The sequence below is a fragment of the Amycolatopsis thermalba genome (genome assembly GCF_003385215.1).
Taxonomy (GTDB): Bacteria; Actinomycetota; Actinomycetes; order Mycobacteriales; family Pseudonocardiaceae; genus Amycolatopsis_E; species Amycolatopsis_E thermalba.
In genome coordinates, this window is sequence record NZ_PQHW01000008.1 from 101,250 (window position 1) to 123,607 (window position 22,358).

The following is a 22,358-nucleotide window of genomic DNA, read 5'->3' on the forward strand; positions in this document are numbered from 1 at the left end:
GGGCCCTTTTCGTGGGGGCAGGAACGACTGGGCCGGCTCCGGGCCCAGGAAGCAGCCGAGGACGCTCGGCCGCGGTGTGCCGCGCGGTTGCGCGTCCAGGTCAGTCCAGCTGTGCCCGCAGTGCGCGGGCTGCCGCCGCCGGGTCGTCGGCTTCGGTGATCGCACGCACGACCACGATGCGTGACGAGCCCGCCGCGAGCACCTCCGGCAGCCGCTCCGCGTCGATACCGCCGATGGCGAACCACGGCCGCGGGGTGCCGAGCGCGGCGGTGTCACGCACCAGCTCCAGGCCGGGCGCCGGGCGGCCCGGCTTCGTCGGCGTCGGCCAGCAGGGGCCGGTGCAGAAGTAGTCCACACCTTCTTCCACAGCCGCCGCCTGGGCCTGTGGAAGGTCGTGCGTCGAGCGGCCGACCACCGGCTCCTCGCCGATCACGCGCCGCGCCAGGGGGACCGGCAGGTCGTCCTGGCCCAGGTGCAGCACGTCCGCATCGACAGCCGCCGCGATGTCCGCCCGGTCGTTCACCGCCAGCAGCGCCCCGTGCCGCGCGCACGCCTCGGCCAGGATCTCCAGCGCGGCCAGCTCCTGACGGGCCTCCAGCGGCGCCCCGTCCCGCTTGTCCCGCAGCTGGATGATGTCCACCCCGCCGGCCAGCGCGGCATCGGCGAACTCCGCCAGATCCGGCCGGTCTCCCGTGCACAGGTAGAGCCGCGCCGCGTCGAGGCGCTTCCTGATCTCGTCACCACTGAGCCCTGGCATGGCCCGAACCCTATCTCGCACGTTAGGGTGGGGGTGTCCGCACGGGAGCCCGAGCCACGGGCTGAGAGGGAGCTGTCAGCGCTCCGACCGTGGAACCTGATCCGGATCATGCCGGCGCAGGGAGCGTGATTCCTCATGAGCAACCAGCACGTGGCCGTCGTCGGCGGCGGGGTCATCGGCCTGTCCGTGGCCTGGCGCGCCGCCGCGGCCGGGCACCGCGTCACCGTCGTCGACCCCACGCCGGGCCGCGGCGCGTCCTGGGTCGCCGGCGGCATGCTGGCCCCGGTCACCGAGGCCTGGCCCGGCGAAGAAGAGTCCCTCGCACTCGGCGAGGAGTCCCTGAAGCGCTGGCCGGCGTTCGCGCAAGCGCTTGCGCACGACGGTGGCGACCCGGGGCTGTCCACCGCGGGCACGCTCGTCGTGGCGCTGGACCGCGCCGACGCCGACCAGCTGGACATCGTCGCCGGCTACCTGCGGTCGGTCGGCCGCGACGTCGAGCAGGTCACCGGCCGACGGCTGCGCTCGCTCGAACCGGGCCTGGGCGCAGTCCGCGGCGGCCTGCTCGTGCCCGGTGACCTGGCGGTCGACAACCGCAAGCTGCTCCGCGCCCTGGAAGCCGCCGCACTCCGGCGCGGCGCGGAGTTCACCGGAGACGCCGCGCAGGCCGTCGAACCCGGCCGTGTCCGCACGGCCCATTGCGAGGTCCACTGCGACGTGGTCGTGATCGCCGCGGGCGCCCACAGCGCGCGGCTCCACCCGCTGCTCGCGCGAAGTGTCCGTCCGCTCAAGGGCGAGATCCTCCGCCTGCGTGCGCGGCGCACGAGCCTGCCACCTCCCACGCGCACGGTGCGCGCGGTCGTCGAGGGGCGGCCGGTGTACCTGGTGCCGCGCGCGGACGGCGAACTCGTCCTCGGCGCGACCCAGTACGAGGCCGGTTTCGACGACACCGTGAGCGCGCGCGGCGTGCGCGAGCTGCTGGAGGGCGCCGAGCGGATCTTCCCCAGCATCGACGAGTACGAGCTGGTCGAGACCGCGGCCGGGCTGCGCGCGGCCAGCACCGACACGCTCCCGTTCATCGGTGACCTCGGCGACGGTGTCCTCGCCGCCACCGGTCACCACCGCAACGGTCTGCTCATGGCGCCGGCGACCGCCGACGCCGTCGTGGCTCGCCTGGCCGGGGAGAAACCGCCCGAGGAGGCGCTCGCGGCGGACCCGGCCCGGCTCGGAACAGGAGGGGTCTGATGGAAGTGCAGGTCAACGGGGACTGGCGGGAGGTCCCCGACGACGCGACGGTGACCGACGTGCTCAAGGCGATCGACGCGCCCGAGCGCGGGGTGGCGGTCGCGCTCAACGGCGAGGTCGTGCGGCGCGGCGAGTGGGCGGCCACGGCCGTGCCCCCGGGGGCGCGGCTGGAGATCCTGACGGCGGTGCAAGGTGGGTGAGGTCATGTTCGACGGCGACCAGCTCGTGATCGGCGAGCACAAGCTCGGCTCACGGCTGATCATCGGAACCGGTGGCGCGGCGAACCTGTCCGTGCTGGAACGGGCGCTCGTCGCGTCCGGCACCGAGCTGACGACGGTCGCGCTGCGCCGCGCGGACGCCGAGGGCGGTTCCGGTGTCCTGGACCTGGTGCGGCGCCTGGGCATCCGGCTCCTGCCGAACACCGCGGGCTGCCGCAGCGCCGCCGAGGCGGTGCTCACCGCACGGCTGGCGCGCGAGGCGCTGGAGACCGACCTGATCAAGCTCGAGGTGCACGCCGACGACCGGACCCTGCTGCCCGACCCGGTGGAAACCCTCGACGCGGCCGAGCAGCTCGTCGCCGACGGGTTCACCGTGTTCGCCTACACCAACGACGACCCGGTGCTCGCGCTGCGCCTGGAGGAGGCCGGGTGCGCGGCGGTGATGCCGCTGGGCGCGCCGATCGGCACCGGCCTCGGCATCCGCAACCCGCACAACATCGAACTGATCGTGTCCCGCGCCGGCGTGCCGATCATCCTCGACGCGGGGATCGGCACGGCCTCCGACGCGGCGCTGGCGATGGAGCTGGGCTGCGACGCGGTGCTGCTGGCCACGGCCGTCACCCGCGCGCAGGACCCGGAGCGGATGGCGTACGCGATGCGCTCGGCGGTGGTCGCCGGGCGGCTGGCGCGGCAGGCGGGGCGGATCCCGCAGCGGTTCTGGGCGCAGGCGTCCAGCCCGCCGCGCTGAATTGACCGCCTTCACCTCGGTTTACCGCGGCGAGCACGTATGGTTTACCGCACCCGAGCGGTCGGCGAGGCGAAGGAGCTCGAGAGTGGTTGAGTCAACCGAGGATGTCGCTGGGCGGTTGTTCCTTGCCGTCGGCCGGCTGTCCCGGTCGCTGCGGCAGGCCGGCACACCCGGTCCCGGCCACGGCTCCATTTCCGCGCTGTCGACGCTGGTCGCCTTCGGACCGATGCGGCTCGGTGACCTGGCGGCGAAGGAGGGCGTGGCGGCCGCGACGATGTCGCGGATCGTCGCCTCGCTGGTCGACGCGGGCTGGGCCAGCCGCGAGCCCGACCCGATCGACCGCCGCGCCTGGCTCGCGACGGCCACCCCGTCGGGCGAGCGCATGCTGCTCGACCTGCGGTCCACGCGGGTGCACGAGCTGCAGAAGCGGATCGACCGGCTGTCGCCGGAGCACCAGGCCGCGCTCGGCCAGGCGCTGCCGGCGCTGGAGGCACTGCTGGCCGGCGACGAAAGCTGACGGACCGGCGCCCTGGCCACGAGCGTGGAACTCGCGTGCGGGAGCGTGGGACTCGCGTGCGGGAGCGTGGGACTCGCGTGCGGGAGCGTGGGACTCGCGGGTCAGCGGTTCTCCGGCGCCAGCCGCCAGAACGCCGACACCGGGCCGACCTTCGCGCCCATCGGGTAGGAGTTCGCCACCGCGTTGCTGACGAACCACTTCCCGAACCGCGCCGCCTCCGGCACCGACATGCCCCGCGCCAGGCCGGCGGTCAGCGCCGACGCCATCGCGTCCCCGGCGCCGTGCGTGTGCGGCGTGGCGAACCGCGGCCCGGGCAGCTCGACGAACGAGCGGCCGTCGTAGAGCAGGTCCACGCATTCCGGATCAGTGGTCAGGTGACCGCTCTTGACCAGCACGTACTTCGGGCCCAGCTCCTTCAGGGCCACCGCCGCGTCGTGCATGCCGGCGCGGTCGGTCACCTCGAGCCCGGTCAGCAGGCGCACCTCGTCGAGGTTGGGCGTGATCACCGCGGCCCGCGGCAGCAGCAGATCGCGCAGCGCGGCCAGCCCGGCCGCGTCGAACAGCGGGTGCCCGTGCATCGACGCGGCCACCGGGTCGACCACGAACGGCACCTTCGTGTCCCGGCCGATCTCCGCCCGGTCACACGCCCGCGCGACCGCCTCGATGATCTCCGCCGAGGCGAGCATGCCGGTCTTCGCCGCCTGCATGCCCATGTCGGCGGCGACGGCCTCGATCTGCCCGGCCACGATCCGCGCCGGGATGTCCGACCGGTCGTGCACGCCGAGGGTGTTCTGCACGGTCACCGCCGTCACCGCGACCAGTCCGTGCACCCCACAGGTCAGGAACGTGCGCAGGTCCGCCTGCAACCCCGCCGCACCACCGGAGTCGGATCCGGCGATGGTCAGGGCGGCAGGCGGACTCGCGTTCTGGCTCATGCCTCCAGTGTCGCAAACCCGTCGATCAAGCGAGCCGCCAGAACGGGGACACCGGCCCGACGCCCTCGCCCAGCGGGTACGCCTCGGCGACGCACCGCTCGATGAACCGCTTGCCCTCGTCCACCGCGTCCGGCACGCCCAGGCCCTTGGCGAGGAACGCGGTGATCGACGACGCCAGCGTGTCGCCGCCGCCGTGGGTGTGTTTCGTGTCGATCCGGCGCGCGGACAGCTCGATGAACTGCACGCCGTCGGAGAGCAGGTCGACGCACTCCGGGTCGTCGTAGAGGTGCCCGCCCTTGACCAGCACCCACATCGGCCCCAGCGCCAGCAGCGCCCGCGCCGCGTCGCGCTGGCTGGCCCGGTCGGTGACCTCCACGCCGGTGAGCAACCGGACCTCGTCGAGGTTCGGCGTCACCAGCGTCGCGCGGGGGAACAGCTCCGTGCGGATGGCCGCCAGGGCCTCCTCGCGCAGCAGGGAATCCCCGTGCATCGAGGCCGCGACCGGGTCGACCACGAACGGCACGTTCGTCGCGCGTCCGATGTGGACCTCGTCGAGCGTCTTGGCGACCTCGCCGATGATCTCCGCCGTGGCGAGCATGCCGGTCTTGGCCGCGTCCACGCCCATGTCGCCGGCGACCGCCTTGATCTGCGCCGACACCACGTCCGGCGGGATCTCGGTGAACCCCTGCACGCCCAGCGAGTTCTGCACCGTGACCGCGGTGACCGCGGTCATCCCGTGCACCCCGCAGGCGAAGAACGTGCGCAGGTCCGCCTGGATCCCCGCGCCACCGCCGGAATCGCTCCCGGCGATGGTCAGCGCGGTCTTCGGGGTGACGCTCATTACGGCTGGACCACCGGGAGGTAGACCTGCTTGCCGCCCTGCTGGAACTCGGCCGACTTCTCCTGCATCCCGGCCTCGATGGCATCCACAGTGGACAGCCCGTGCTCCTCGGCGTACTTGCGCACGTCCTGGGTGATCCGCATCGAGCAGAACTTCGGCCCGCACATCGAGCAGAAGTGCGCGGTCTTGGCCGGCTCCGCGGGCAGGGTCTCGTCGTGGTAGGAGCGCGCGGTGTCCGGGTCGAGCGAGAGGTTGAACTGGTCGGTCCAGCGGAACTCGAACCGGGCCTTGGACAGCTCGTCGTCCCACTCCTGGGCGTACTGGTGGCCCTTGGCGAGATCCGCGGCGTGCGCGGCGATCTTGTACGCGATCACCCCGGCCTTCACGTCGTCGCGGTTGGGCAGGCCCAGGTGCTCCTTCGGCGTGACGTAGCACAGCATCGCGGTGCCGTACCAGCCGATCTGCGCCGCCCCGATGGCCGAGGTGATGTGGTCGTAGGCCGGCGCGATGTCCGTCGTGAGTGGACCGAGCGTGTAGAACGGGGCCTCGCCGCAGAGCCGTTCCTCCAGCTCCACGTTCTCCTTGATCTTGTGCATCGGCACGTGGCCGGGGCCCTCGATCATCACCTGGACGTCGTGCTCGCGCGCGATGTGCGTCAGCTCGCCGAGCGTCTCCAGCTCCGCGAACTGGGCGCGGTCGTTGGCGTCCGCGATCGAGCCCGGGCGCAGGCCGTCACCGAGGGAGAAGGTGACGTCGTAGGCGCGCAGGATCTCGCACAGCTCCGCGAAGTGCGTGTAGAGGAACGACTCCTTGTGGTGCGCCAGGCACCACGCGGCCATGATCGACCCGCCGCGCGAGACGATGCCGGTGACCCGGTTCGCGGTCAGCGGGATGTAGCGCAGCAGCACCCCGGCGTGCACGGTCATGTAGTCCACGCCCTGCTCGCACTGCTCGATCACGGTGTCCCGGTAGACCTCCCAGGACAGCTTCGCCGGATCGCCGTCGACCTTCTCCAGCGCCTGGTAGATGGGCACCGTGCCGACCGGGACGGGGGAGTTGCGCAGGATCCACTCGCGGGTTTCGTGGATGCGCTTGCCGGTGGACAGGTCCATGATCGTGTCGGCGCCCCAGCGGGTCGCCCACACCATCTTGTCGACCTCCTCCTCGACCGAGGACCACACGGCCGAGTTGCCCATGTTCGCGTTGACCTTCACCAGGAAGTTCTTCCCGATGATCATGGGTTCGCTCTCCGGGTGCCGCCGGTTCGCCGGGATCACCGCGCGGCCCGCGGCGACCTCGTCGCGCACGAACTCGGGGCTCACCCGCTCCCGGGCCGCGACGAACTCCATCTCCCGGGTGATCACGCCGGCCTTCGCGAAGCCCAGCTGGGTGTTGTGCTCGCGGCCGTCCAGCCAGCCGGACCGGAGCGGAAAGAGTCCATTGTGGACGTCGATCGGGGCGTTCGGGTCGGTGTACGGGCCGGAGGTGTCGTAGACGTCGAAGTGGTCGCCGTTCGTCAGCTCGATGCGGCGGGCCGGGACCTTCAGCCCGTTCTCGGTGTGGTGGTAGACCTTGCGGGAACCGGTGATCGGCCCGGTGGTCACGGTCGGTGCGACGGTCTTGCCGTTTTCCAGCGTCGTCACGCGAAAATTCACTCCCTACGCCGGCATTACCCGGTCAGGTTCGGCGGTCGGCGGCGCCGGGTCCCAACGGACACCAGCCGCCCTCTCAGCCCGCCAAGGCGCGAGCTCCCGCGTTGTTCGGTTGTCCGTCCGACCATGCCATGCGGGACCGCAGACCTCAACCCCGCGACGGCGGTGTCACACCCGCAGACCGGCGACGAGGAAGCCGACCAGGCGGCGCGTGTCGTAGGGGTGCTTCCGGCTCGCGCCCGCGCAGAGGCCGCCGATGCCGCGCAGGAGTTCATAGGCGTCCAGGCCGTCGTGGATCTCCCCGGCGGCGGCGTCGAGCAGCTGGGTGCAGACGGGGACGAGCCGGTCCAGGAAGTAGGAGTGCAGCGGGTCGTAGCAGGGATCGTCGGACTGCAGCACCGCGGCGAGGCCCTGTTTGGTGATCACGAAGTCGACGAACTGGTCGAGCCACTTCGCGAGGGCGTCGTACGGGGTGGTGCTGGAGGCGAGCAGCTCGGGGCCGGCTTCGGCGAGGGCCTCGACCTGGTGCCGGTAGACGGCGACGATCAGGTCCGCGCGCGTGGGGAAGTGGCGGTAGATGGTGGCGGTCCCGACGCCGGCCTTGGCCGCGATGTCGCGGATCGGCGCCTCCACCCCGGACGCGACGAAGACCGCGGCGGCCGCGTCGAGCAGCGCCTTCTGGTTGCGCCGCGCGTCGGCTCGCTTGGGTGCGCTGTCGTCCACCAGCCCATTGTCGCACCCGGTGATGGCTAAGCGGGACAGTGTCCCGTATCGTAAGTGGGACAGTGTCCCGTTTTGGTTGGAGGGCTGATGACGACGTATCTGCTGGTGCACGGCGCGTGGCACACCGGACAGGCCTGGGCACGGGTGGTGCCGCTGCTGGAGGCGGCCGGGCACCGGGTGCTCGCGCCGACGCTGACCGGCTACGGCGAGACGGTGCACCTGGCCGGGCCGGAGGTCGGCCTGGACACGCACGTCGGCGACGTCGTCCGGCTGATCCGCGCGGAGGGCCTCACCGACGTGGTGCTCGTGGGGCACAGCTACGCCGGGCTGGTCATCTCCTCGGCGGCCAACGAGGTGCCGGACCGGATCGCGCGGCTGGTCTACCTCGACGCGATGGTCCCCGAGCACGGCGAATCCGCGGCGGACGTCCTCCCCGTCTCCCAGGGGCTGATCGAGGCGGCGCTGGCGTCCGAGAGCGGCTGGCGGGTCCCGCCGATGCCTGAGCTGCCACCACCTGCGGGTCTGTTCGGCGTGACCGACCCGGCCGACGTGGCGTGGCTGCGCACGATGCTGTCCGACCAGCCGGTGCGCTGCCTGCAGCAACCGGTGCGGCTGGACAACCCGGCGGCGCGGCGGATCCCGCGCACGCACATCCACTGCACGATCAAGCCCGAGGGCTTCGAGCGGCGCCCGGTGCCCGCCGTGCAGCCCAACGGAACGCCCGCGGAGGTCTGGGAGCTGCCCACCGGCCACGACTGCATGATCACGGCGCCCGGAGAGCTCGCGGAGCTGCTGCTGAAGCTCGCCTGAGGGCCGCGGACTGGAGCGCCGGACCGCGGTTGACCACGGAAAACGCACTTCTAGGCTGCGGCACGTGAGCAACTGGGATACCCGGCTTCGCGAGTGGCAGAACCTCGACGTGCCCGAGGGCTGGCGGGCGGAGATCACCGCGGCAGGGGTGCGCTTGACGCCGCCCGTCGACAACGGGCACAGCAGAATCGCTGCGTCGATCCATCGTGCCTTCGCGAGAGCGGTGCCGGAGGACCGGGCCATCCTGCAGACGCTCGGCATCGCCATCCGGGGCGCGAGCCGGCTCTACCTGCCCGACTTGGTGGTGGTACCCGAGCGGGAGCTGTCGCGCCCGGACAACGTGCCCGTTCCGGCGGAGGCCGCGGAACTGGTGGTGGAGATCGTCTCCCAGGGCAACGCCCGCACGGATCGCGTCGAGAAGCTGTGGGCCTACGCGCAAGCGCCGGTGCCCCTCTACCTCCTGATCGACCGCTACGCGGAGCCGAAACCGTCGGTCACCCTGTTCTCGGATCCCGTCGACGGGCACTACCGCCGCTCGGAGCAGGTCTCGTTCGGCGAGGAGATCCGCCTGCCCGCGCCGTTCGATCTCGTGCTCGCGACCGCGGCCTTTTAGCTCACCAGCTCGCTCGGTGTCGCGAACACGTCGACCATCGCGCCGTTCCGCAGCACCGTGATGGCCAGCCGCGTGCCGATCACCTCGGCGAACAGCTGCCGCTGGATGTCCTGCGCGTCCGTGATCCGCGACCGCCCCACCGTCAGCACCAGATCGCCCGGCCGCAGCCCCGCCCGCTCGGCCGGTCCGCCGCGCACCACCTCGGCGATCCGCAGCCCGGCGCGCTGCCCGGTGTGCTCGGCGACCTCGTCCGGCAGCGGCGCCGGCACCCCGACCAGCCCGAGGTACGCCCGCCGCACCCGGCCCTCCACCAGCAGCGTGTCGATGATCCGCCGGGTGGTCTCGTTGACCGGCACGGCCAGCCCCAGCCCGAACCCGGCGACCGCCGTGTTGACCCCCACCACCCGGCCCGCCGAATCGGCCAGCGCACCGCCCGAGTTGCCCGGGTTCAGGGCCGCGTCGGTCTGGATCACGTTCTCGATCACCCGCCCGGCGCTGCGCGTGCGCACCGGCAGCGACCGGCCCAGCGCGCTGACCACCCCGGCGGTCACCGACCCGGCCAGCCCGAGCGGGCTGCCGATCGCCACCACCAGCTGCCCGACGACCAGCTTGTCCGCGTCCCCGAGCCGGGCCGCGGGTGGCGCCTCCGACGCGCGCAGCACGGCCAGGTCCGACAGCGGATCCGCGCCGACCACCGTGAACCGCGCCTCGGTGCCGTCGGCGTACGTCGCCGTGCCGTGCGAGCCGTCGCCGACCACGTGGGCGTTGGTCACCAGGTGGCCGTCGTCGGCGAACACGACCGCTGAACCGCTGCCCCGGGACAGCCGCACGCTCGCCACGTGCGGGGTCACCTCGGCGGCCACCGTGCTCACCGCGCGTGAGTAGGCGTCCAGGGCATCGGTGTCATCCACCACGACCACCACCCCTGCGATTACACGGTTACGCCCACCCGTCAGCCCGGCCACCACCCCTGATGGAAGCCGCTGCGCGGCTGCTGCGCTTTTCCAGTGTGCGCTCGCGGGCACGTGGAAAAGCGCCCCGTTCACCGAGGGCGAAAGCTCACTCCGAGCCGGGCAGCCAGGACAGCCCGGGCACGCCCCACTTGTTGCGCTTGAGCATGCGCTTGGCGTCCCGCGCGTGGCGGCCGACCAGCCGGTCCAGGTAGAGGTAGCCGTTCAGGTGGTCGGTCTCGTGCTGCAGGCAGCGCGCGAAGTAGCCGGTGCCCTCGACCTCGATCGGGTTGCCGTCCAGGTCGAAGCCGGTGACCTTGGCCCAGCTCGCGCGCCCGGTGGGATACGACTCCCCGGGCGCGGACAGGCAACCCTCCCAGTCGTCGTCCGGGTCGGGCATGGTCTCCGGGATCTCGGAGGTCTCCAGCCGCGGGTTGACCACCAGGCCCTTGTGCCGGACGCCCTGGTCGTCGGGGCAGTCGTAGACGAAGACGCGCAGGTCGACGCCGATCTGGTTGGCCGCCAGCCCCACCCCTTCGGCGGCGTACATGGTCTCGAACATGTCGTCGGTGAGGGTGCGCAGCTCGTCGTCGAACTTCTCCACCTCGCGGGTGGGGTTGTGCAGCACCGGGTCGCCGGCGATCCGGATCGGGTGGATGGTCACAATCCGCGATCGTACCCAGCGGACGAGCCGTGACGCGCCGGGCCGTGATCCCACAACCGGACCCTCGACCCGTGGTTGAATGACGCCCGCGGGATCACAACCGTGTGGTTTGCGAGTTGAGGAGTCAGATGGACGCCGCGGAGTCGATGGCCGAGGGCGACCGGCCGTCGCCCGAGCCCACCGGCGACGAGGGCGGGCTCACGCCCCGCGAGCTCAAGGTGCTGGCGTTCGAACGCCAGTGGTGGCGCTACGCGGGCGCGAAGGAGCAGGCCGTCCGCGAGGAGTTCGGCCTCTCGCCCACCCGCTACTACCAGCTGCTCAACCAGCTCCTCGACAAAGAGGAAGCGATGGCCGCCGACCCGATGCTGGTCAAGCGGCTGCGCAAGATGCGCACCGCGCGGCAGCGCAAACGGGTCGCCCGCCGACTGGGGATCGAGGCGCGATGAACTTCCTGCAGGGCCTGTCCCGCCCGCTGCGCCTGGCCGGTGTGGTGCTGATCGGCGTCGCCCTCGTGGCGGTCGTGATCGGCGGCATCACCGCGCTGAACGGCGACGGGGACAACGGCCAGACCGCGGCGCCGAGCCCCACGGCCACCGGGGGGACGACCGCGCCGACCGAGACCACCGGCGCGAGCCCCACCGAGCCGCCGCCGTCGGTCCCGGCCTCGCCGACGTCGGAGACGCCGCCGCCCGGGCAGCCGACGGACACCGTCGCCCCGGGCGCGCCCGGTGGCACGGCGACCCAGCCGGGCGGCACCGCGGGAACCCCGGGCGCGGGTGACGGCGGCGTGCCTGCCGACCAGACCGCGGCCAAGTGGGTGCCCGTGCGCGTCTACAACAACAGCACCATCCACGGACTCGCCGCCCGCGCCGCCGACGAGCTGAAGGCCAACGGCTGGAACGTGGTCGAGGTGGGCAACTACCCGCACGGCATCATCCCGACGACCACGGCGTACTACACGCCCGGCACGGACGAAGAGACGGCGGCGCGGTCGCTGGCCGCCGCGTTCGGGATGAAGGTCGAGCCGCGGTTCAAGGGCATCCAGGACGCGAGCCCGGGTGTCATCGTGATCGTGACCAACGACTACAAGGGTTCGCAGGTCAAGGGTTCCTGACGCCGGGTGCGGAAGGGCGGCCGGCGCCTCAGGCGCGGTTCTTCGCGTAGGCCTCCAGTGCCGCGAGCTGCGCCGGGTCCAGCGACGGCCGCACCGTCTTCCGCGCGGTCTCCAGGTGCGCCGCCGTCACCTCGGCGGCCTCCAGCGACTCGCGCATCGCCGTGAGCGCCGCCTCGCGGATCAGCGCCGCGCAGTCCGCCGCCGAGTAGCCGTCCAAAGTGGCCGCGATCGCGTCCAGGTCCACATCGGACGCCAGCGGCGTGTGCCGGCCCGTGGCGCGCAGGATGTCGGCTCGCGCTTCGGCGTCCGGCGGCGGCACGTACACCAGGCGCTCCAGCCGCCCGGGCCGCAGCAGGCCCGGGTCGACCAGCTCGGGCCGGTTGGTCGCGCCGAGCACCACCACGTCGCGCATCGGCTCGACCCCGTCCAGCTCGGTCAGCAGCGCGGCCACCACCCGGTCCGACACCCCCGAATCCCCGGACTGCCCGCGGCGCGGCGCCAGCGCGTCGATCTCGTCCAGGAACACCAGCGACGGCGCAGCGTCGGCGGCCTTGCGGAACAGCTCCCGCACCGCTCGCTCGGACTCACCGACCCACTTGTCCAGCAGCTCGGCGCCCTTGACCACGAACACGTTCAGCGCGCCGGTGCCGGCCAGCGCCCGCACCAGGAACGTCTTGCCACCACCCGGCGGCCCGTACAGCAGCACCCCGCGCGGCGGCGCGATGCCCAGCCGCGAGAACGAATCCGGGTACCGCAGCGGCCACAGGACGGCCTCCGTCAGCGACTGCTTGACCTCGGTCATGTCGCCGACTTCGTCCAGCGTCAGCCCGCCGGTCGCCAGGCTGTCCGAAGTGGACATCGAGATCGGACGGACGGACTGCAGCGCGTCCAGCAGGTCCTGCTGCGAGATGTGCGGCTCCGCGGCCTCCCGCTGCCGCAGCGCGGCCCGTACCGCGGCGTCCCGGCGCAGCGCCAGCAGGTCCGCGGCCACGAAACCCGGTGTGCGGTCGGCGATCTCACCGAAGTCCACAGTGGATTCCAGCGGCACGTCCCGCAGCAGCACGCGCAGCAGTTCGGTGCGGACCCGGGCGTCCGGCTGGGGGATCGCGAGCTCGCGGTCGAGCAGGTCGGCCGCCCGCAGCCGCGGATCGCACGCCTCGGGGCGGGCCGTGGTGGCGACGACCGCGAGGTCCGGCCGGGTCAGCGCGCCGCGCAGCTCGTCCAGCACCACCGTGGCGACGGGCGGCGGCTGCGTCGCCGGGAGCAGCGTGTCGATGTCGGTGATCAGCAGCCCCGCCGGACCGCCCGCGGCGGCCTGGTCGATCGCCTCGCGCAGCCGGGTGGCGATCGAGTTCGGCTCCAGCACGGCGATCGACGGCGCGGCCAGCGTGACCAGGCGGAGTTTCTCGGCCGCGGCGACCGACCGCACGAGCGTCGTCTTGCCGACGCCCTCCGCGCCGGAGAGCAGCACGCCGAGCCGGGCCGACGTGCCTAGCCGGGCGAGCAGCTCGGGGCGGCGGAAGGTCAGATCGACCCACTCGGCGAGCGTGCGGGCCTGGTCGTGCGCCCCGCACAGGTCGGCCAGCGGCGGGGCGGGCTCCTCCGGCTCGGCGATCACCTCGGGTGCCGCCTGCGGGGCGGCCGGGGCCGCGGGCGCGGTGGCGCGTGCGCCGTCCCGCCAGCTGACCACCGTGGACGGGCTGATCACGACCGGCCCGCCGGGTTCGGTCGCGGTGACGGTGAGCAGCTCGGTGGTCCAGCCGGCGCCGATCGCCCGGGACAGCTGGCCGCGCACGGTCGTCACGTCCGAGCCGGGCGCGGGCGCGAGGTCCTGCGGGAGGAGCGACACCGCGTCGCCGACCGTGAGGACCTTCCCGGTCAGCGCGAGCCGCAGCGTGTTCGGCGACACCGACGCGCTGGCCAGCCGCGACCCGGCGACGGTCACCGAGCGGGCCTGCGAGACGTCCGCCGGCGCGACGACGACCTCCGAGCCCTCGGTGACGCCGAGGTTGGACAGCGTCACGTCGTCGGCGTAGACCACCCCGGGGGTGCCGCTCGCGTCGCCGGGCGCGGCGAGCGCGGCGCTCACCCGGGCGCCGGTGAGGTGCACGGCGTCCCAGGCGCGCAGGCCGAGCGCGTCGAGGACCTCCGGGTGCAGGCGGACGATGCCGCGCCGGGTGTCGAGGGCGGACGGCGTGTGCCGGATGGTCAGCGTGATCTGGGGCGCGCTCACGCCCTCACTCTAGGGCGAGCGCGGCCGGGATGGCGGCGAACGCCCGATCGACGAGGACCGGCAGCAGGTCGCGCTCGCCGGACGGGCTCCACTCGGCCAGCGCGCAGTTCCACGCCCCGATCACGACCTCGACCAGCAGGCGCTGTTCCAGTCCGGGCGGGACGCCGAGGACGCGGATGATCTCGGTCTTGACCTCGGCGCAGTACCGCAGCGCGTGGGCGTGCAGCGCGGCGCAGCCCTCGGTCAGCCGGACCGTCGGCAGGAACTGCCGGTACCAGTAGTCGTCCATCCGGCCGATGGCGGTGAGAAACGCGTCCTTCAGGACGCCGAGCAGCGGGCCGGACGGCGGCCGCTCGGCGAGCACGCCGAGGGGCGGCGAGATCGCTGCGAAGGAGAGAACATGCGTGCGCTGGTCGTCGACCACTCGTCGTCGTCACACCTGGAACTCGCCGAGGTGCCCGATCCGGTGCCGGCGCCGGACGAGGCCCTGGTCCGGGTCGAGGCCGTCTCGCTCAACTACGGCGAGGCGTTCATGGTGGACACCGCCCAGGTGCCCGCGGGGAGCGTGCCGGGCTGGGACGCGACGGGCGTGGTGGTGCGGGCGGCCGCCGACGGCTCCGGCCCGGCCCCCGGAACCCGCGTGATCACCCTGGGGCTGGCCGGTGCCTGGGCGGAGTTGCGAGCCGTGCCGACCGCGACGATGGGCACCGTGCCGGAGGCGGCGGACGGCGGCGCGATCAGCACCGTTCCCGTCGCCGCGCTGCACGTCCTGCGGCGGTTCGGGCAGACCCTGAGGCGCCGGATCATGATCACCGGCGCGTCCGGTGGGGTCGGCCGCTTCGCCGTCCAGCTCGCCGCACGGGCCGGCGCCGAGGTCGTGGCGGTCAGCGCGGATCCCGCGCAGGTGAGCGTGCTCGAAGCGCTCGGTGCGCGTGAGGTGATCAAGCACCCGGCCGAGGTGAGCCGGCGCGTCCACGGCGTGCTCGACAACGTGGAGGGCGAGCAGATGGTGGCCGCGTTCAACGCACTGCGGCCCGGCGGGACGCTGGTGAGCGTCGGGCACTCCGCGGGGCAGGACGTCGTGTTCCCGGTCGGCGCGTTCGTGGCCACCGAGGGCCGCCACGACCGGTCGATCAGCACGTTCTTCCTGCTCGCCGACCCGCGGGCGGACGTGCGCGAGGACCTGACCTGGCTGGCCGCCGAGGTCGCCGCGGGCCGTCTCGACGCCGGGATCACCTGGCGTGGCGACTGGTCCCGCCACGCCGAGGCGACCGCGGCGCTGCTCGGCCGCCGCCTGCGCGGGAAGGCCGTGCTCGAGATCAGCTGACGCGCGAGCCCTACCGGTCGAGGAAGGTGATGTCCTCGACCGGTGGCCGCGCGGCCGGCCGGAAGTCCCGCTGCGTGGTGTAGGCGACCGGCAGCAACGCGACCTGCGTGAAGTCCTCCGGGATGCCGACCACCCGCGCGACCTCCTCCTCGTGGCCGAACAGGTGGTAGCCGGTGATCGTGCTGCCCAGGCCGCGGGCGCGCAGCGCGAGCTGGAAGCTCCAGATCGCCGGGTAGATCGAGCCGTAGAACCCGGTCAGCTCGCCGTTGCCGCCGGTCGGGCGCCCGGCCAGGCAGGCCAGCACCAGCGCCGGGACGCGGTGGATGTTGTCCAGCAGGAACTTCGCCGACTCCAGCGAGCGCGGCGCGACCAAGTGCCCGTACTCGCGCTGGGCGGCCTGGCCGACCTCGCGGATCGGCTCGGCGATGCGGGCCTTCAGCTCCGGGGCGCGGACCACGAGCCAGCGGATCGCGCTCAGCTGGTTGCCGGCGATCGGCGCCTGCATCGCGATCCGCAGGCACTCGGTGATCACCTCCGGCTCGACCGGCCGATCGAGGTCCAGCTTGCGCCGCACCGAGCGGGTGGTGGTCAGCAACGTGTCCGCGTCCATCTGAATCCTCCCAGAGACTTACACTGTAAGTACTTACACTGTAAGTCATGGCGCTGACGCGGGAGAAGGTGCTCGACGCCGCGTTGCGGCTGGTCGGGGAGAACGGCCTGAGCGGCCTGTCCATGCGCAAGCTCGCGGCCGAGCTGGGCGTGGAGGCGATGTCGCTCTACAACCACGTCGCGAACAAGCAGGACCTGCTGGACGGCGTCGCGGCGCGGGTGTTCGAGCAGGTCGAGCTACCGGACCCGGAGCTGCCGTGGGACGAGCGGCTGCGTGCGCTCGGGCTGGGCGCGTTCGAGACGCTCAACCGGCATCCGGCCGTCGTCCGCGCGATGACCGCCGAGCAGGCCAACCCGCTGTCCGAGGGTGCCGTCCGGCTGATGGACGCCATCCTCGAAGCGCTGCTGGACGCCGGGCTCGACGAGCACCACGCGGCCCGCGGGTACCGGTCGCTGATCGGGATGGTGTTCGGCGCGGTGCTCGTCGGCGCCGGTGGGCTGGCCGCGGAACGGGAGGAGCCCGCCGTCGAGTGGTTCCGCCGGACCGTCACCCCGCAGCGGCACCCGAACCTGCACCGGGCGATGCCCGCGCTCGCCGGGATCGACTGCTTGCAGGACTTCCGCTACCAGCTCGACCTGTTCATCAAGGGCCTGCGTTAGCGGTTGCGCTGGCGCAGGCCGATGCGACGCCAGCTGCGGCGGCGCGCGCGGTCCTGGCTCTCCGCCGGGTAGGTGCGCACCCCGCGCACCACGTGGTCCTGCGTCCGGCGCACGGACAGCCGCTGGTTGCCTGCCACCCGGATCCGCGGCCGCCGCAGGCGCAGGCGGCTCGTGCTGCGCCGGATCGCCCGCCGCTCGCGCAGCGGCACGCCCCACGCCTCGGGGTGGCTGGCCAGCCACTGGTAGCGCCGGATCGCATACGGGATGTGCGCCAGGTACAGCAGCAGCGCGACGGCCAGCGCGATCAGCGGGTACTGGATGATCGCCGCTGCCGCGAGGCCGACCCCCACCAGCAGCGGCGCGGCCGCCTTCGCCGGGACCTTGACCGACTTCAGCGACAGCGTCGGCAGCCGGCTGATCAGCAGCAGCGCGATCGCCACCGTCCACACGTAGACGACCGGCGCCGACGACCACCAGCCGTCGCCGAACTCCAGCGTCAGGATCACCGGCATCAGCGCGCACAGGCCACCCGCGGGCGCGGGCACGCCGACGAAGAACTCCTTCGCGTACGGCGGTTTCTCCACGTCCAGCAGCGTGTTGAACCGGGCCAGCCGCAGCACGATGCACACGGCGAAGGTCAGCGACACGATCCAGCCGATGCCGGACGTGTCGCCGAACCAGATGTAGAGCACGAGGGCCGGGGAGACACCGAAGGAGATCGCGTCGGACAGCGAGTCCAGCTCCGCGCCCATCTTCGACGTCGCGTCGAGCAGGCGGGCGATCCGGCCGTCCAGGCTGTCCAGGACGGCCGCGACGCCGATCGCGCCGATCGCCAGCACGAACTGCCGGTTGAGCGCGAACTGCGCGGCGGACAGGCCCGCGCACAGCGCGAGGACCGTGATCGCGTTCGGCAGCAGCCGCACCGACGGTGTCATCACCCGGACCATGATCAGGCTCCTCGCTCCGGCAGCGCGGCCAGGGGCGTCTCGCCGCCGATCGTCCGCTGGCCCTTGCGCACCAGCACCTCGCTGCCCGGCGGCAGGTAGATGTCCACCCGCGAGCCGAACCGGATCAGCCCGTAGGTGTCACCGGCCCGGACCTTCTCCCCGTCGGCGACCTGGCACAGGATCCGGCGCGCGACTAGGCCGGCGATCTGCACGACCACCAGCTCGTGCCCGGCCTCGGTGCGCAGCAGCACCGAGTTGCGCTCGTTGTCGTCGCTGGCCTTGTCCAGGTCGGCGGACAGGAACTTGCCCGGCCGGTAGGCCACGCGCTCGACCACCCCGGTGGCCGGCACGCGCTGCACGTGCACGTCGAAGACCGACAGGAACACGCTGACCCGCATCCGCGGTTCGGCGGGCAGGCCCAGCTCCGCGGGCGGGGTGGCCTCCTCGATCAGCGAGACGATGCCGTCGGCCGCGGCGAGGACGAGGTCGTCCCGCTCCGGCGGCACGCGCTTCGGCTCGCGGAAGAACGCCGCGGTGGCCAGGGTCGCCAGCGCGCCGACGGCGCCCAGCGGCTTCCAGGCCCGGCGCAGCAGCAGCGTGGCCGCGACCCCGCCGGCGACGAACGGCCGCCCGGCGGGGTGCATCGGCGGCAGTGTCTCGCGCGCGAGGTTCAGGGCATGGGTGATCGGATTGCTCGCCTTGTCCGGCGCAGTGCTGCTCATCGAAGCGGTGTCCCGGTGATTCGTGTCCAACGTGTGACCGGTCCGTGACGCCTGGCCAGGCGTGGCGGTTCGCCGATCCGGGTATCCACGCTACCGCCAGGTCTGCGTGGACCGTTCCGCGTCCCGCCAAACGGCCCCCCACTCGGGTCAGGCGCTGCTAACACTTCGTGGCGACGCCCGATGCAGACCGTAGTAACAGCAGAGAGGAACCGTCATGTCGGCCCCGGAGCGCATCCGCGAAGAGCGCCTTTCCGAGCTGTTCCAGGCCTGGCGCGACGACGTGAACAGTGTCCCGATACCCCGGCTGGTGTCGACCGAAACCGCGGTGGCCCTGGTGCGCTGCGCGCGAGCCCTCGATGCGTCGCGCCGAGCCGCTGAACCCCCCGACGGCCCAGCGGCCCGGCACGACGGGCTGGTGCCGTAAGGGCTGAATCTTAGCTTCGGCAAGCGAATGAGTAACGAGTCGTAGGCCAACTGTTACAAGAAGTCACGCGTTGGCAGGAGCAGGACGTCCACCTCGCTGCCCTCCGGCGCGTCCACCACGTCCTCCGGCAACTCGATCAGGCAGTTGGCCTGCGCGAACGCGGCCAGCAGGTGCGATCCGGGGCCGCCGCGCGGACCGACCTCGCCGGTCACCTCGCCGTCGTGGTGCGAGTAGAACCCGCGGCGGAACTGGCGCCGCCCGGCGGGCGAGCGCAGGGCCTCGGTCAGCCGCGCCCGCACCCGCGACCGGTCGACCTGGCGGTGGCCGAGCGCGGTCAGGATCGCCGGGCGCAGGAACACCTCGAACGACACGAGCACGCTGACCGGGTTGCCGGGCAGGGTCACCACCGGCACCCCGTGCCAGCGGCCGTTGCCCTGCGGCCCGCCCGGCTGCATCGCGACCTTGACGAACTCGACGCCGGCGCCGGTCAGCGAGTCCTTCACCACCTCGTAGGCGCCCGCGCTGACCCCGCCGGAGGTGACCACCAGGTCGGTCTCCGCCAGCCGCGGCTCGATGACCGCGCGGAACTCGGCGACGTCGTCCACCACGCTGCGCACCACCTCGACCGCGCAGCCCAGCGCGCGGATCCCGGCGGCCAGCATGATGCTGTTCGACTCGTAGATCTGCCCGTGCCGCAGCTCCTGGGGCGGGGTCACCAGCTCCGAACCGGTGGACACCACGAGCACCCGCAGCGGCGCGTGCACGGTCAGCCGGTCCAGGCCGACCGCGGCGGCCAGCCCGAGCTGCGCCGGCCCGAGCACGGTGCCGGCGTGCAGCGCGATCGTGCCCGCCGCCACGTCCTCACCGGTGCGCCGCAGGTGCGTGCCCACCGGGGCCGGTTCGCGGATCGACACCTTCTCCGTGCCGCCGTCGGTGTCCTCGACCTTCACCACGGCGTCCGCGCCCGGCGGCATCGGCGCGCCGGTCATGATCCGGTGCGCGGTGCCCGGCAGCAGCGGCGGCACGTCGGTGCGCCCGGCCGGGATGTCCTCGGCGACCGGCAGCTCGACCGGCGTGGCGGCGGTGGCCGAGGCGACGTCGACCGCGCGCACCGCGTAGCCGTCCATCGCCGAGTTGTCGAACGGCGGCAGCGAAACGCCCGCGGGCACGTCCTCGGCCAGCACCAGCCCGGCGCACTCGGCCAGCGGGAGCGCCTTCGGCGGGGCGGTGCCGAGCAGCTCGACGACGGCCGCGCGGTAGGTGTCGACGGAAATCACGCGGACCATCCTGCCTCGCGGGGGTGGCCGTGCAACACTTCCCCCGCTCGTTGATCCGCAAGGGGGAGGCATGCAGGTCCGCACCCGGCACACGCCCGCGTTCGGCGTCGCCCGAGTGATCCTGGGTCCCGGGGAGGCCGTGCAGGCCCCGGGCGAGTCGATGTTCGCGAGCAGCTTCGGCCTCACCGAAGCGTCGAACGGCCGCCGGTCGCCATCGGTGTTCACCGCGCCCAAGGAGGGCGGCTGGCTCGACCTCGCGCCGCCCGGCGCCGGTGACGTCTACCCGCTGGAGTTCGACGGCCGCACCGGCTGGTGCGTCGCGCGGCACGCCGTGCTCGCCCGCCCGGCGTCGGTGCGGGCCGACTCGTGGCCGGGGCTGCAGGCGATGTTCGGCGCGGAGCACGGGTTCCTGGAGCACTACAGCGGAACCGGCCCGCTCGTGCTCGCCTGCGCCGGCCCGGTGGACCAGTTCCACCTCGCGGCGGGCGAGCTGATCTCGGTGCGGCCGGGGCACCTGCTGGCGTATCCGGACAGCGTCCAGGTCCGCCTGCGCGCGCTGGACCCTTCGGGGCAGCAGTCCATCCGGACGGGCGAAGGGCTGATGCTCGACTTCGCCGGACCGGGAACGCTTTTGGTGCAAGCGCGGAAATCTCGCTGAATCTTATTGATCCTTCGCGTTTCTCCGGTACCGTGACTTCCACTTCGGGAGCCGGGCGGGCACGGCTCCCGGTGGTTTTCGCAAGGAGGAAACCGTGGCTGTTGGCACGGTCAAGTGGTTCAATTCCGAAAAAGGCTACGGCTTCATCGCGTCCCCCGAGGGGCCTGATGTGTTCGTGCATTACTCGGCCATCCAGTCGGATGGATTCCGCACCCTGGACGAAGGCGATCAGGTCGAGTTCCAGATCGAGTCGGGCCGGGACGGCCGGACGCAGGCAGCGGACGTCCGCAAGGTGTCGTAGCCGCGGCGGCTAGGCTGCGCGGTGTGACAGGCGATGTGTCGGGGGACCTCACCGGTCGCCGGCTGGGCAACTACCGCATAGACGGAGTGCTCGGCAAGGGTGGCATGAGCGTCATGTACAAGGCCACCGACGTGCGGCTTGGTCGCAAGGTGGCCTTGAAGGTGATCGGCGAGCACCTGGGTGCCGACGCCGAGTTCCGCGAACGGTTCGTGGACGAGGCGCGCAACACCTCCGCCGTGGATCACGCGAACGTCGTGCCGTTGTACGACTTCGGTGAGCTCGACGGGATGCTCTACATCGCCATGCGCCTGGTCGACGGGGCCGATCTGGCCAGTCTCATCGCGGACGGGCCGATCTCCCCGGACCGCACGCTGAGGCTGCTCGACCAGGTCGCCGACGCGTTGGACTGCCTGCACGAGCGCGGCCTGGTCCACCTCGACGTCAAACCGGCCAACGTGCTGGTCACCAGCCGGGAGTCGGCGCGCGAGCACGTCTACGTCGCCGACTTCGGGCTGACCCGCCGCGGCGCGACCGGACACCGCACCCGCGGTGGCGACTTCCTGGGGTCGCCGACGTACGCCGCGCCGGAGCACCTGCGCGGGGAACCGCTGGACGGGCGCACCGACCAGTACGCGCTGGCCTGTGTGCTGTACTCGTGCCTCACCGGGCAGCCCCCGTTCAGCGGCGACGTGCCGACGGTCATCAAGGGACACCTGGCCGTGGAGCCGCCCGCGGTGTCGGGGGTGGTCGGGCTGCCCTCCGCCGTGGACGAGGTCGTGCGCAAGGGCATGGCGAAGAACCCGGCCGACCGCTACGACAATTGCGTCGAGTTGATCACCGCGGCCCGCAAGTCCCTCGGCCCGGCCGCCGGCTCGACCACCCCGCCGGGACCACCCCAGCCGACGACCCGGGAGGCCGGGATGCAGCCGTACTCAGCGGGACAGCCGGGCGGCCACCCCGGCGCGGGCGGTATCACGCCGGGCGCGCAGCCCGGCGCCGGCTACTCCGGCCCGCAGGGCGCCGGCCAGCCCGGCGAGCCCGGTCCGGGCGGTCAGCCCGACGCCGCCCAAGGCGGCTACCGCGGCCCGCAGGGCACCGGCCAGCCCGGCAACTTCGGCCCGCCGGGCGTCCCCGGTCCGGGCGCCCAGCCCGACGCCGCCCATGGCGGCTACCCCGGCCAGCCGGGCTCCGGCGATCAGCCCGGCCAGCCCGGCAACTTCGGCCCGCCAGCCCACGGCGGTCAGCCAGGGCAGCCCGGCCAGCCCGGCAACTTCGGCCAGCCGAGCTCCGGCGGCCACCCGGGCCAGGGCAGCCACCCCGGTCACCAGGACCAGCCGGGCCAGGGCAGTCACCCCGCCCACCCCGGTGCGCCCGGACACGGCGCCCAGCCGGGCCCCTACGGCCCACCCCACCAGC

The 22,358-nt window shown here is 72.9% G+C and carries 27 protein-coding genes and 1 riboswitch; of the genes, 14 read left to right on the top strand and 13 right to left on the bottom strand.

Going from position 1 to position 22,358, the window contains the following annotated elements:
* Window positions 1-100: 100 nt before the first annotated feature.
* Window positions 101-757, bottom strand: coding sequence for a thiamine phosphate synthase (gene thiE, locus D0D15_RS05850; RefSeq protein ID WP_094005727.1), 657 nt, complete (start codon window positions 755-757; stop codon window positions 101-103).
* A gap of 31 nt (window positions 758-788) precedes the next feature.
* Window positions 789-897, top strand: a riboswitch (TPP riboswitch).
* On the opposite strand from thiE, the gene thiO reads away from it, so the two are divergent.
* The 4 genes from thiO (at window position 893) to D0D15_RS05870 (ending at window position 3,482) form a co-directional block, all read left to right on the top strand.
* On the top strand, window positions 893-1,999 hold the full coding sequence (gene thiO / locus D0D15_RS05855) for a glycine oxidase ThiO (protein WP_094005728.1): 1,107 nt from the start codon (window positions 893-895) through the stop codon (window positions 1,997-1,999). (Overlaps the previous riboswitch by 5 nt.)
* A complete protein-coding gene (gene thiS, locus D0D15_RS05860) occupies window positions 1,999-2,199 on the top strand; it encodes a sulfur carrier protein ThiS (protein ID WP_094005729.1) in 201 nt (66 codons plus the stop codon). The genes thiO and thiS overlap by 1 nt, the downstream gene beginning before the upstream one ends.
* Before the next feature lie 4 nt (window positions 2,200-2,203).
* The gene (gene thiG, locus D0D15_RS05865) at window positions 2,204-2,965 is read left to right on the top strand and encodes a thiazole synthase (protein ID WP_094005784.1); all 762 of its coding nucleotides are present in this window, start codon (window positions 2,204-2,206) and stop codon (window positions 2,963-2,965) included.
* A gap of 85 nt (window positions 2,966-3,050) precedes the next feature.
* Complete coding sequence (locus tag D0D15_RS05870) at window positions 3,051-3,482, top strand: MarR family winged helix-turn-helix transcriptional regulator (RefSeq protein ID WP_094005730.1); 432 nt, start codon at window positions 3,051-3,053, stop codon at window positions 3,480-3,482.
* 101 nt (window positions 3,483-3,583) lie between these two features.
* Here D0D15_RS05870 and thiD (D0D15_RS05875) read toward each other — a convergent pair whose 3' ends face one another.
* The 4 genes from thiD (D0D15_RS05875) to D0D15_RS05890 all read right to left on the bottom strand — a co-directional run bounded on the left by thiD (D0D15_RS05875) (window position 3,584) and on the right by D0D15_RS05890 (window position 7,633).
* Window positions 3,584-4,417: a bifunctional hydroxymethylpyrimidine kinase/phosphomethylpyrimidine kinase gene (thiD, locus tag D0D15_RS05875; RefSeq protein ID WP_094005731.1), complete on the bottom strand. Its 834-nt coding sequence runs from the start codon at window positions 4,415-4,417 to the stop codon at window positions 3,584-3,586.
* A 25-nt stretch (window positions 4,418-4,442) separates the two neighbouring features.
* The gene (thiD, locus tag D0D15_RS05880; RefSeq protein ID WP_094005732.1) at window positions 4,443-5,258 is read right to left on the bottom strand and encodes a bifunctional hydroxymethylpyrimidine kinase/phosphomethylpyrimidine kinase; all 816 of its coding nucleotides are present in this window, start codon (window positions 5,256-5,258) and stop codon (window positions 4,443-4,445) included.
* Entirely contained in the window at window positions 5,258-6,901 is a 1,644-nt protein-coding gene (gene thiC / locus D0D15_RS05885; protein WP_162830507.1) for a phosphomethylpyrimidine synthase ThiC, read from the bottom strand. The genes thiD (D0D15_RS05880) and thiC overlap by 1 nt, the downstream gene beginning before the upstream one ends.
* Before the next feature lie 177 nt (window positions 6,902-7,078).
* Complete coding sequence (locus D0D15_RS05890) at window positions 7,079-7,633, bottom strand: TetR/AcrR family transcriptional regulator (RefSeq protein WP_094005733.1); 555 nt, start codon at window positions 7,631-7,633, stop codon at window positions 7,079-7,081.
* Window positions 7,634-7,720: 87 nt separating this feature from the next.
* Between D0D15_RS05890 and D0D15_RS05895 the strand changes: the two genes are divergently transcribed.
* Both D0D15_RS05895 and D0D15_RS05900 read left to right on the top strand, forming a co-directional pair.
* Window positions 7,721-8,443: an alpha/beta fold hydrolase gene (locus D0D15_RS05895; RefSeq protein WP_094005734.1), complete on the top strand. Its 723-nt coding sequence runs from the start codon at window positions 7,721-7,723 to the stop codon at window positions 8,441-8,443.
* Between the two features lie 64 nt (window positions 8,444-8,507).
* Complete coding sequence (locus tag D0D15_RS05900) at window positions 8,508-9,056, top strand: Uma2 family endonuclease (RefSeq protein WP_094005735.1); 549 nt, start codon at window positions 8,508-8,510, stop codon at window positions 9,054-9,056.
* Here D0D15_RS05900 and D0D15_RS05905 read toward each other — a convergent pair.
* On the bottom strand, window positions 9,053-9,967 hold the full coding sequence (locus D0D15_RS05905; RefSeq protein WP_094005786.1) for a S1C family serine protease: 915 nt from the start codon (window positions 9,965-9,967) through the stop codon (window positions 9,053-9,055). The genes D0D15_RS05900 and D0D15_RS05905 overlap by 4 nt on opposite strands.
* A 148-nt stretch (window positions 9,968-10,115) precedes the next feature.
* Entirely contained in the window at window positions 10,116-10,670 is a 555-nt protein-coding gene (locus D0D15_RS05910; protein WP_094005736.1) for a peptide deformylase, read from the bottom strand.
* Between the two features lie 128 nt (window positions 10,671-10,798).
* Here D0D15_RS05910 and D0D15_RS05915 point away from each other — a divergent pair, with 128 nt between their 5' ends.
* Together D0D15_RS05915 and D0D15_RS05920 are read left to right on the top strand one after the other, a co-directional pair.
* Window positions 10,799-11,116 (top strand): DUF3263 domain-containing protein, encoded by a 318-nt coding sequence (locus tag D0D15_RS05915; RefSeq protein ID WP_094005737.1) that lies wholly within the window; start codon window positions 10,799-10,801, stop codon window positions 11,114-11,116.
* Window positions 11,113-11,784 (top strand): LytR C-terminal domain-containing protein, encoded by a 672-nt coding sequence (locus tag D0D15_RS05920; protein WP_094005738.1) that lies wholly within the window; start codon window positions 11,113-11,115, stop codon window positions 11,782-11,784. The genes D0D15_RS05915 and D0D15_RS05920 overlap by 4 nt, the downstream gene beginning before the upstream one ends.
* A 28-nt stretch (window positions 11,785-11,812) precedes the next feature.
* On the opposite strand, the gene D0D15_RS05925 is transcribed toward D0D15_RS05920, so the two are convergent.
* On the bottom strand, window positions 11,813-14,017 hold the full coding sequence (locus D0D15_RS05925) for an AAA family ATPase (RefSeq protein WP_115944291.1): 2,205 nt from the start codon (window positions 14,015-14,017) through the stop codon (window positions 11,813-11,815).
* A 4-nt stretch (window positions 14,018-14,021) separates the two neighbouring features.
* Window positions 14,022-14,441 (bottom strand): hypothetical protein, encoded by a 420-nt coding sequence (locus D0D15_RS05930; RefSeq protein ID WP_233157285.1) that lies wholly within the window; start codon window positions 14,439-14,441, stop codon window positions 14,022-14,024.
* Here D0D15_RS05930 and D0D15_RS05935 point away from each other — a divergent pair.
* Window positions 14,418-15,344: a zinc-binding dehydrogenase gene (locus tag D0D15_RS05935; RefSeq protein WP_094005740.1), complete on the top strand. Its 927-nt coding sequence runs from the start codon at window positions 14,418-14,420 to the stop codon at window positions 15,342-15,344. The genes D0D15_RS05930 and D0D15_RS05935 overlap by 24 nt on opposite strands.
* Window positions 15,345-15,354: 10 nt before the next feature.
* Here the strand turns inward: D0D15_RS05935 and D0D15_RS05940 are convergent, their stop codons facing one another.
* The gene (locus D0D15_RS05940) at window positions 15,355-15,954 is read right to left on the bottom strand and encodes a nitroreductase family protein (protein ID WP_094005741.1); all 600 of its coding nucleotides are present in this window, start codon (window positions 15,952-15,954) and stop codon (window positions 15,355-15,357) included.
* A 47-nt stretch (window positions 15,955-16,001) separates the two neighbouring features.
* On the opposite strand from D0D15_RS05940, the gene D0D15_RS05945 reads away from it, so the two are divergent.
* Window positions 16,002-16,613, top strand: coding sequence for a TetR/AcrR family transcriptional regulator (locus D0D15_RS05945; RefSeq protein WP_094005742.1), 612 nt, complete (start codon window positions 16,002-16,004; stop codon window positions 16,611-16,613).
* Here the strand turns inward: D0D15_RS05945 and D0D15_RS05950 are convergent.
* Both D0D15_RS05950 and D0D15_RS05955 read right to left on the bottom strand, forming a co-directional pair.
* A complete protein-coding gene (locus tag D0D15_RS05950) occupies window positions 16,610-17,560 on the bottom strand; it encodes a CDP-alcohol phosphatidyltransferase family protein (protein ID WP_094005743.1) in 951 nt (316 codons plus the stop codon). The genes D0D15_RS05945 and D0D15_RS05950 overlap by 4 nt on opposite strands.
* 2 nt (window positions 17,561-17,562) lie before the next feature.
* Entirely contained in the window at window positions 17,563-18,282 is a 720-nt protein-coding gene (locus D0D15_RS05955; protein WP_094005744.1) for a phosphatidylserine decarboxylase, read from the bottom strand.
* A gap of 214 nt (window positions 18,283-18,496) precedes the next feature.
* On the opposite strand from D0D15_RS05955, the gene D0D15_RS05960 reads away from it, so the two are divergent.
* Entirely contained in the window at window positions 18,497-18,706 is a 210-nt protein-coding gene (locus D0D15_RS05960; RefSeq protein ID WP_094005745.1) for a hypothetical protein, read from the top strand.
* Between the two features lie 53 nt (window positions 18,707-18,759).
* On the opposite strand, the gene moeA is transcribed toward D0D15_RS05960, so the two are convergent.
* Window positions 18,760-19,983 carry a molybdopterin molybdotransferase MoeA gene (gene moeA, locus D0D15_RS05965; protein WP_094005746.1) on the bottom strand — a complete coding sequence of 408 codons (1,224 nt, stop codon included), beginning with the start codon at window positions 19,981-19,983 and terminating at the stop codon, window positions 18,760-18,762.
* Window positions 19,984-20,053: 70 nt separating this feature from the next.
* Here moeA and D0D15_RS05970 point away from each other — a divergent pair, with 70 nt between their 5' ends.
* From D0D15_RS05970 to D0D15_RS05980, 3 genes are all read left to right on the top strand, one after another.
* Window positions 20,054-20,641: an AIM24 family protein gene (locus tag D0D15_RS05970; protein ID WP_094005747.1), complete on the top strand. Its 588-nt coding sequence runs from the start codon at window positions 20,054-20,056 to the stop codon at window positions 20,639-20,641.
* A gap of 94 nt (window positions 20,642-20,735) precedes the next feature.
* Complete coding sequence (locus D0D15_RS05975; protein ID WP_094005748.1) at window positions 20,736-20,942, top strand: cold-shock protein; 207 nt, start codon at window positions 20,736-20,738, stop codon at window positions 20,940-20,942.
* 23 nt (window positions 20,943-20,965) lie between these two features.
* Window positions 20,966-22,358, top strand: a 1,393-nt coding sequence (locus D0D15_RS05980; RefSeq protein ID WP_162830509.1) for a serine/threonine protein kinase, incomplete at its 3' end; no start/stop codon positions are given.

Coding starts and splice junctions, on each gene's coding strand:
- thiG (WP_094005784.1), top strand. CDS start 2,204: ATGTTCGACGGCGACCAGCTCGTGATCGGCGAGCACAAGCTCGGCTCA.
- D0D15_RS05940 (WP_094005741.1), bottom strand. CDS start 15,954: ATGGACGCGGACACGTTGCTGACCACCACCCGCTCGGTGCGGCGCAAG.
- thiD (WP_094005732.1), bottom strand. CDS start 5,258: ATGAGCGTCACCCCGAAGACCGCGCTGACCATCGCCGGGAGCGATTCC.
- D0D15_RS05960 (WP_094005745.1), top strand. CDS start 18,497: ATGTCGGCCCCGGAGCGCATCCGCGAAGAGCGCCTTTCCGAGCTGTTC.
- D0D15_RS05935 (WP_094005740.1), top strand. CDS start 14,418: ATGCGTGCGCTGGTCGTCGACCACTCGTCGTCGTCACACCTGGAACTC.
- D0D15_RS05920 (WP_094005738.1), top strand. CDS start 11,113: ATGAACTTCCTGCAGGGCCTGTCCCGCCCGCTGCGCCTGGCCGGTGTG.
- thiD (WP_094005731.1), bottom strand. CDS start 4,417: ATGAGCCAGAACGCGAGTCCGCCTGCCGCCCTGACCATCGCCGGATCC.
- thiE (WP_094005727.1), bottom strand. CDS start 757: ATGCCAGGGCTCAGTGGTGACGAGATCAGGAAGCGCCTCGACGCGGCG.
- thiO (WP_094005728.1), top strand. CDS start 893: ATGAGCAACCAGCACGTGGCCGTCGTCGGCGGCGGGGTCATCGGCCTG.
- D0D15_RS05945 (WP_094005742.1), top strand. CDS start 16,002: ATGGCGCTGACGCGGGAGAAGGTGCTCGACGCCGCGTTGCGGCTGGTC.
- D0D15_RS05915 (WP_094005737.1), top strand. CDS start 10,799: ATGGACGCCGCGGAGTCGATGGCCGAGGGCGACCGGCCGTCGCCCGAG.
- D0D15_RS05970 (WP_094005747.1), top strand. CDS start 20,054: ATGCAGGTCCGCACCCGGCACACGCCCGCGTTCGGCGTCGCCCGAGTG.
- D0D15_RS05950 (WP_094005743.1), bottom strand. CDS start 17,560: ATGGTCCGGGTGATGACACCGTCGGTGCGGCTGCTGCCGAACGCGATC.
- D0D15_RS05955 (WP_094005744.1), bottom strand. CDS start 18,282: ATGAGCAGCACTGCGCCGGACAAGGCGAGCAATCCGATCACCCATGCC.
- thiS (WP_094005729.1), top strand. CDS start 1,999: ATGGAAGTGCAGGTCAACGGGGACTGGCGGGAGGTCCCCGACGACGCG.
- D0D15_RS05895 (WP_094005734.1), top strand. CDS start 7,721: ATGACGACGTATCTGCTGGTGCACGGCGCGTGGCACACCGGACAGGCC.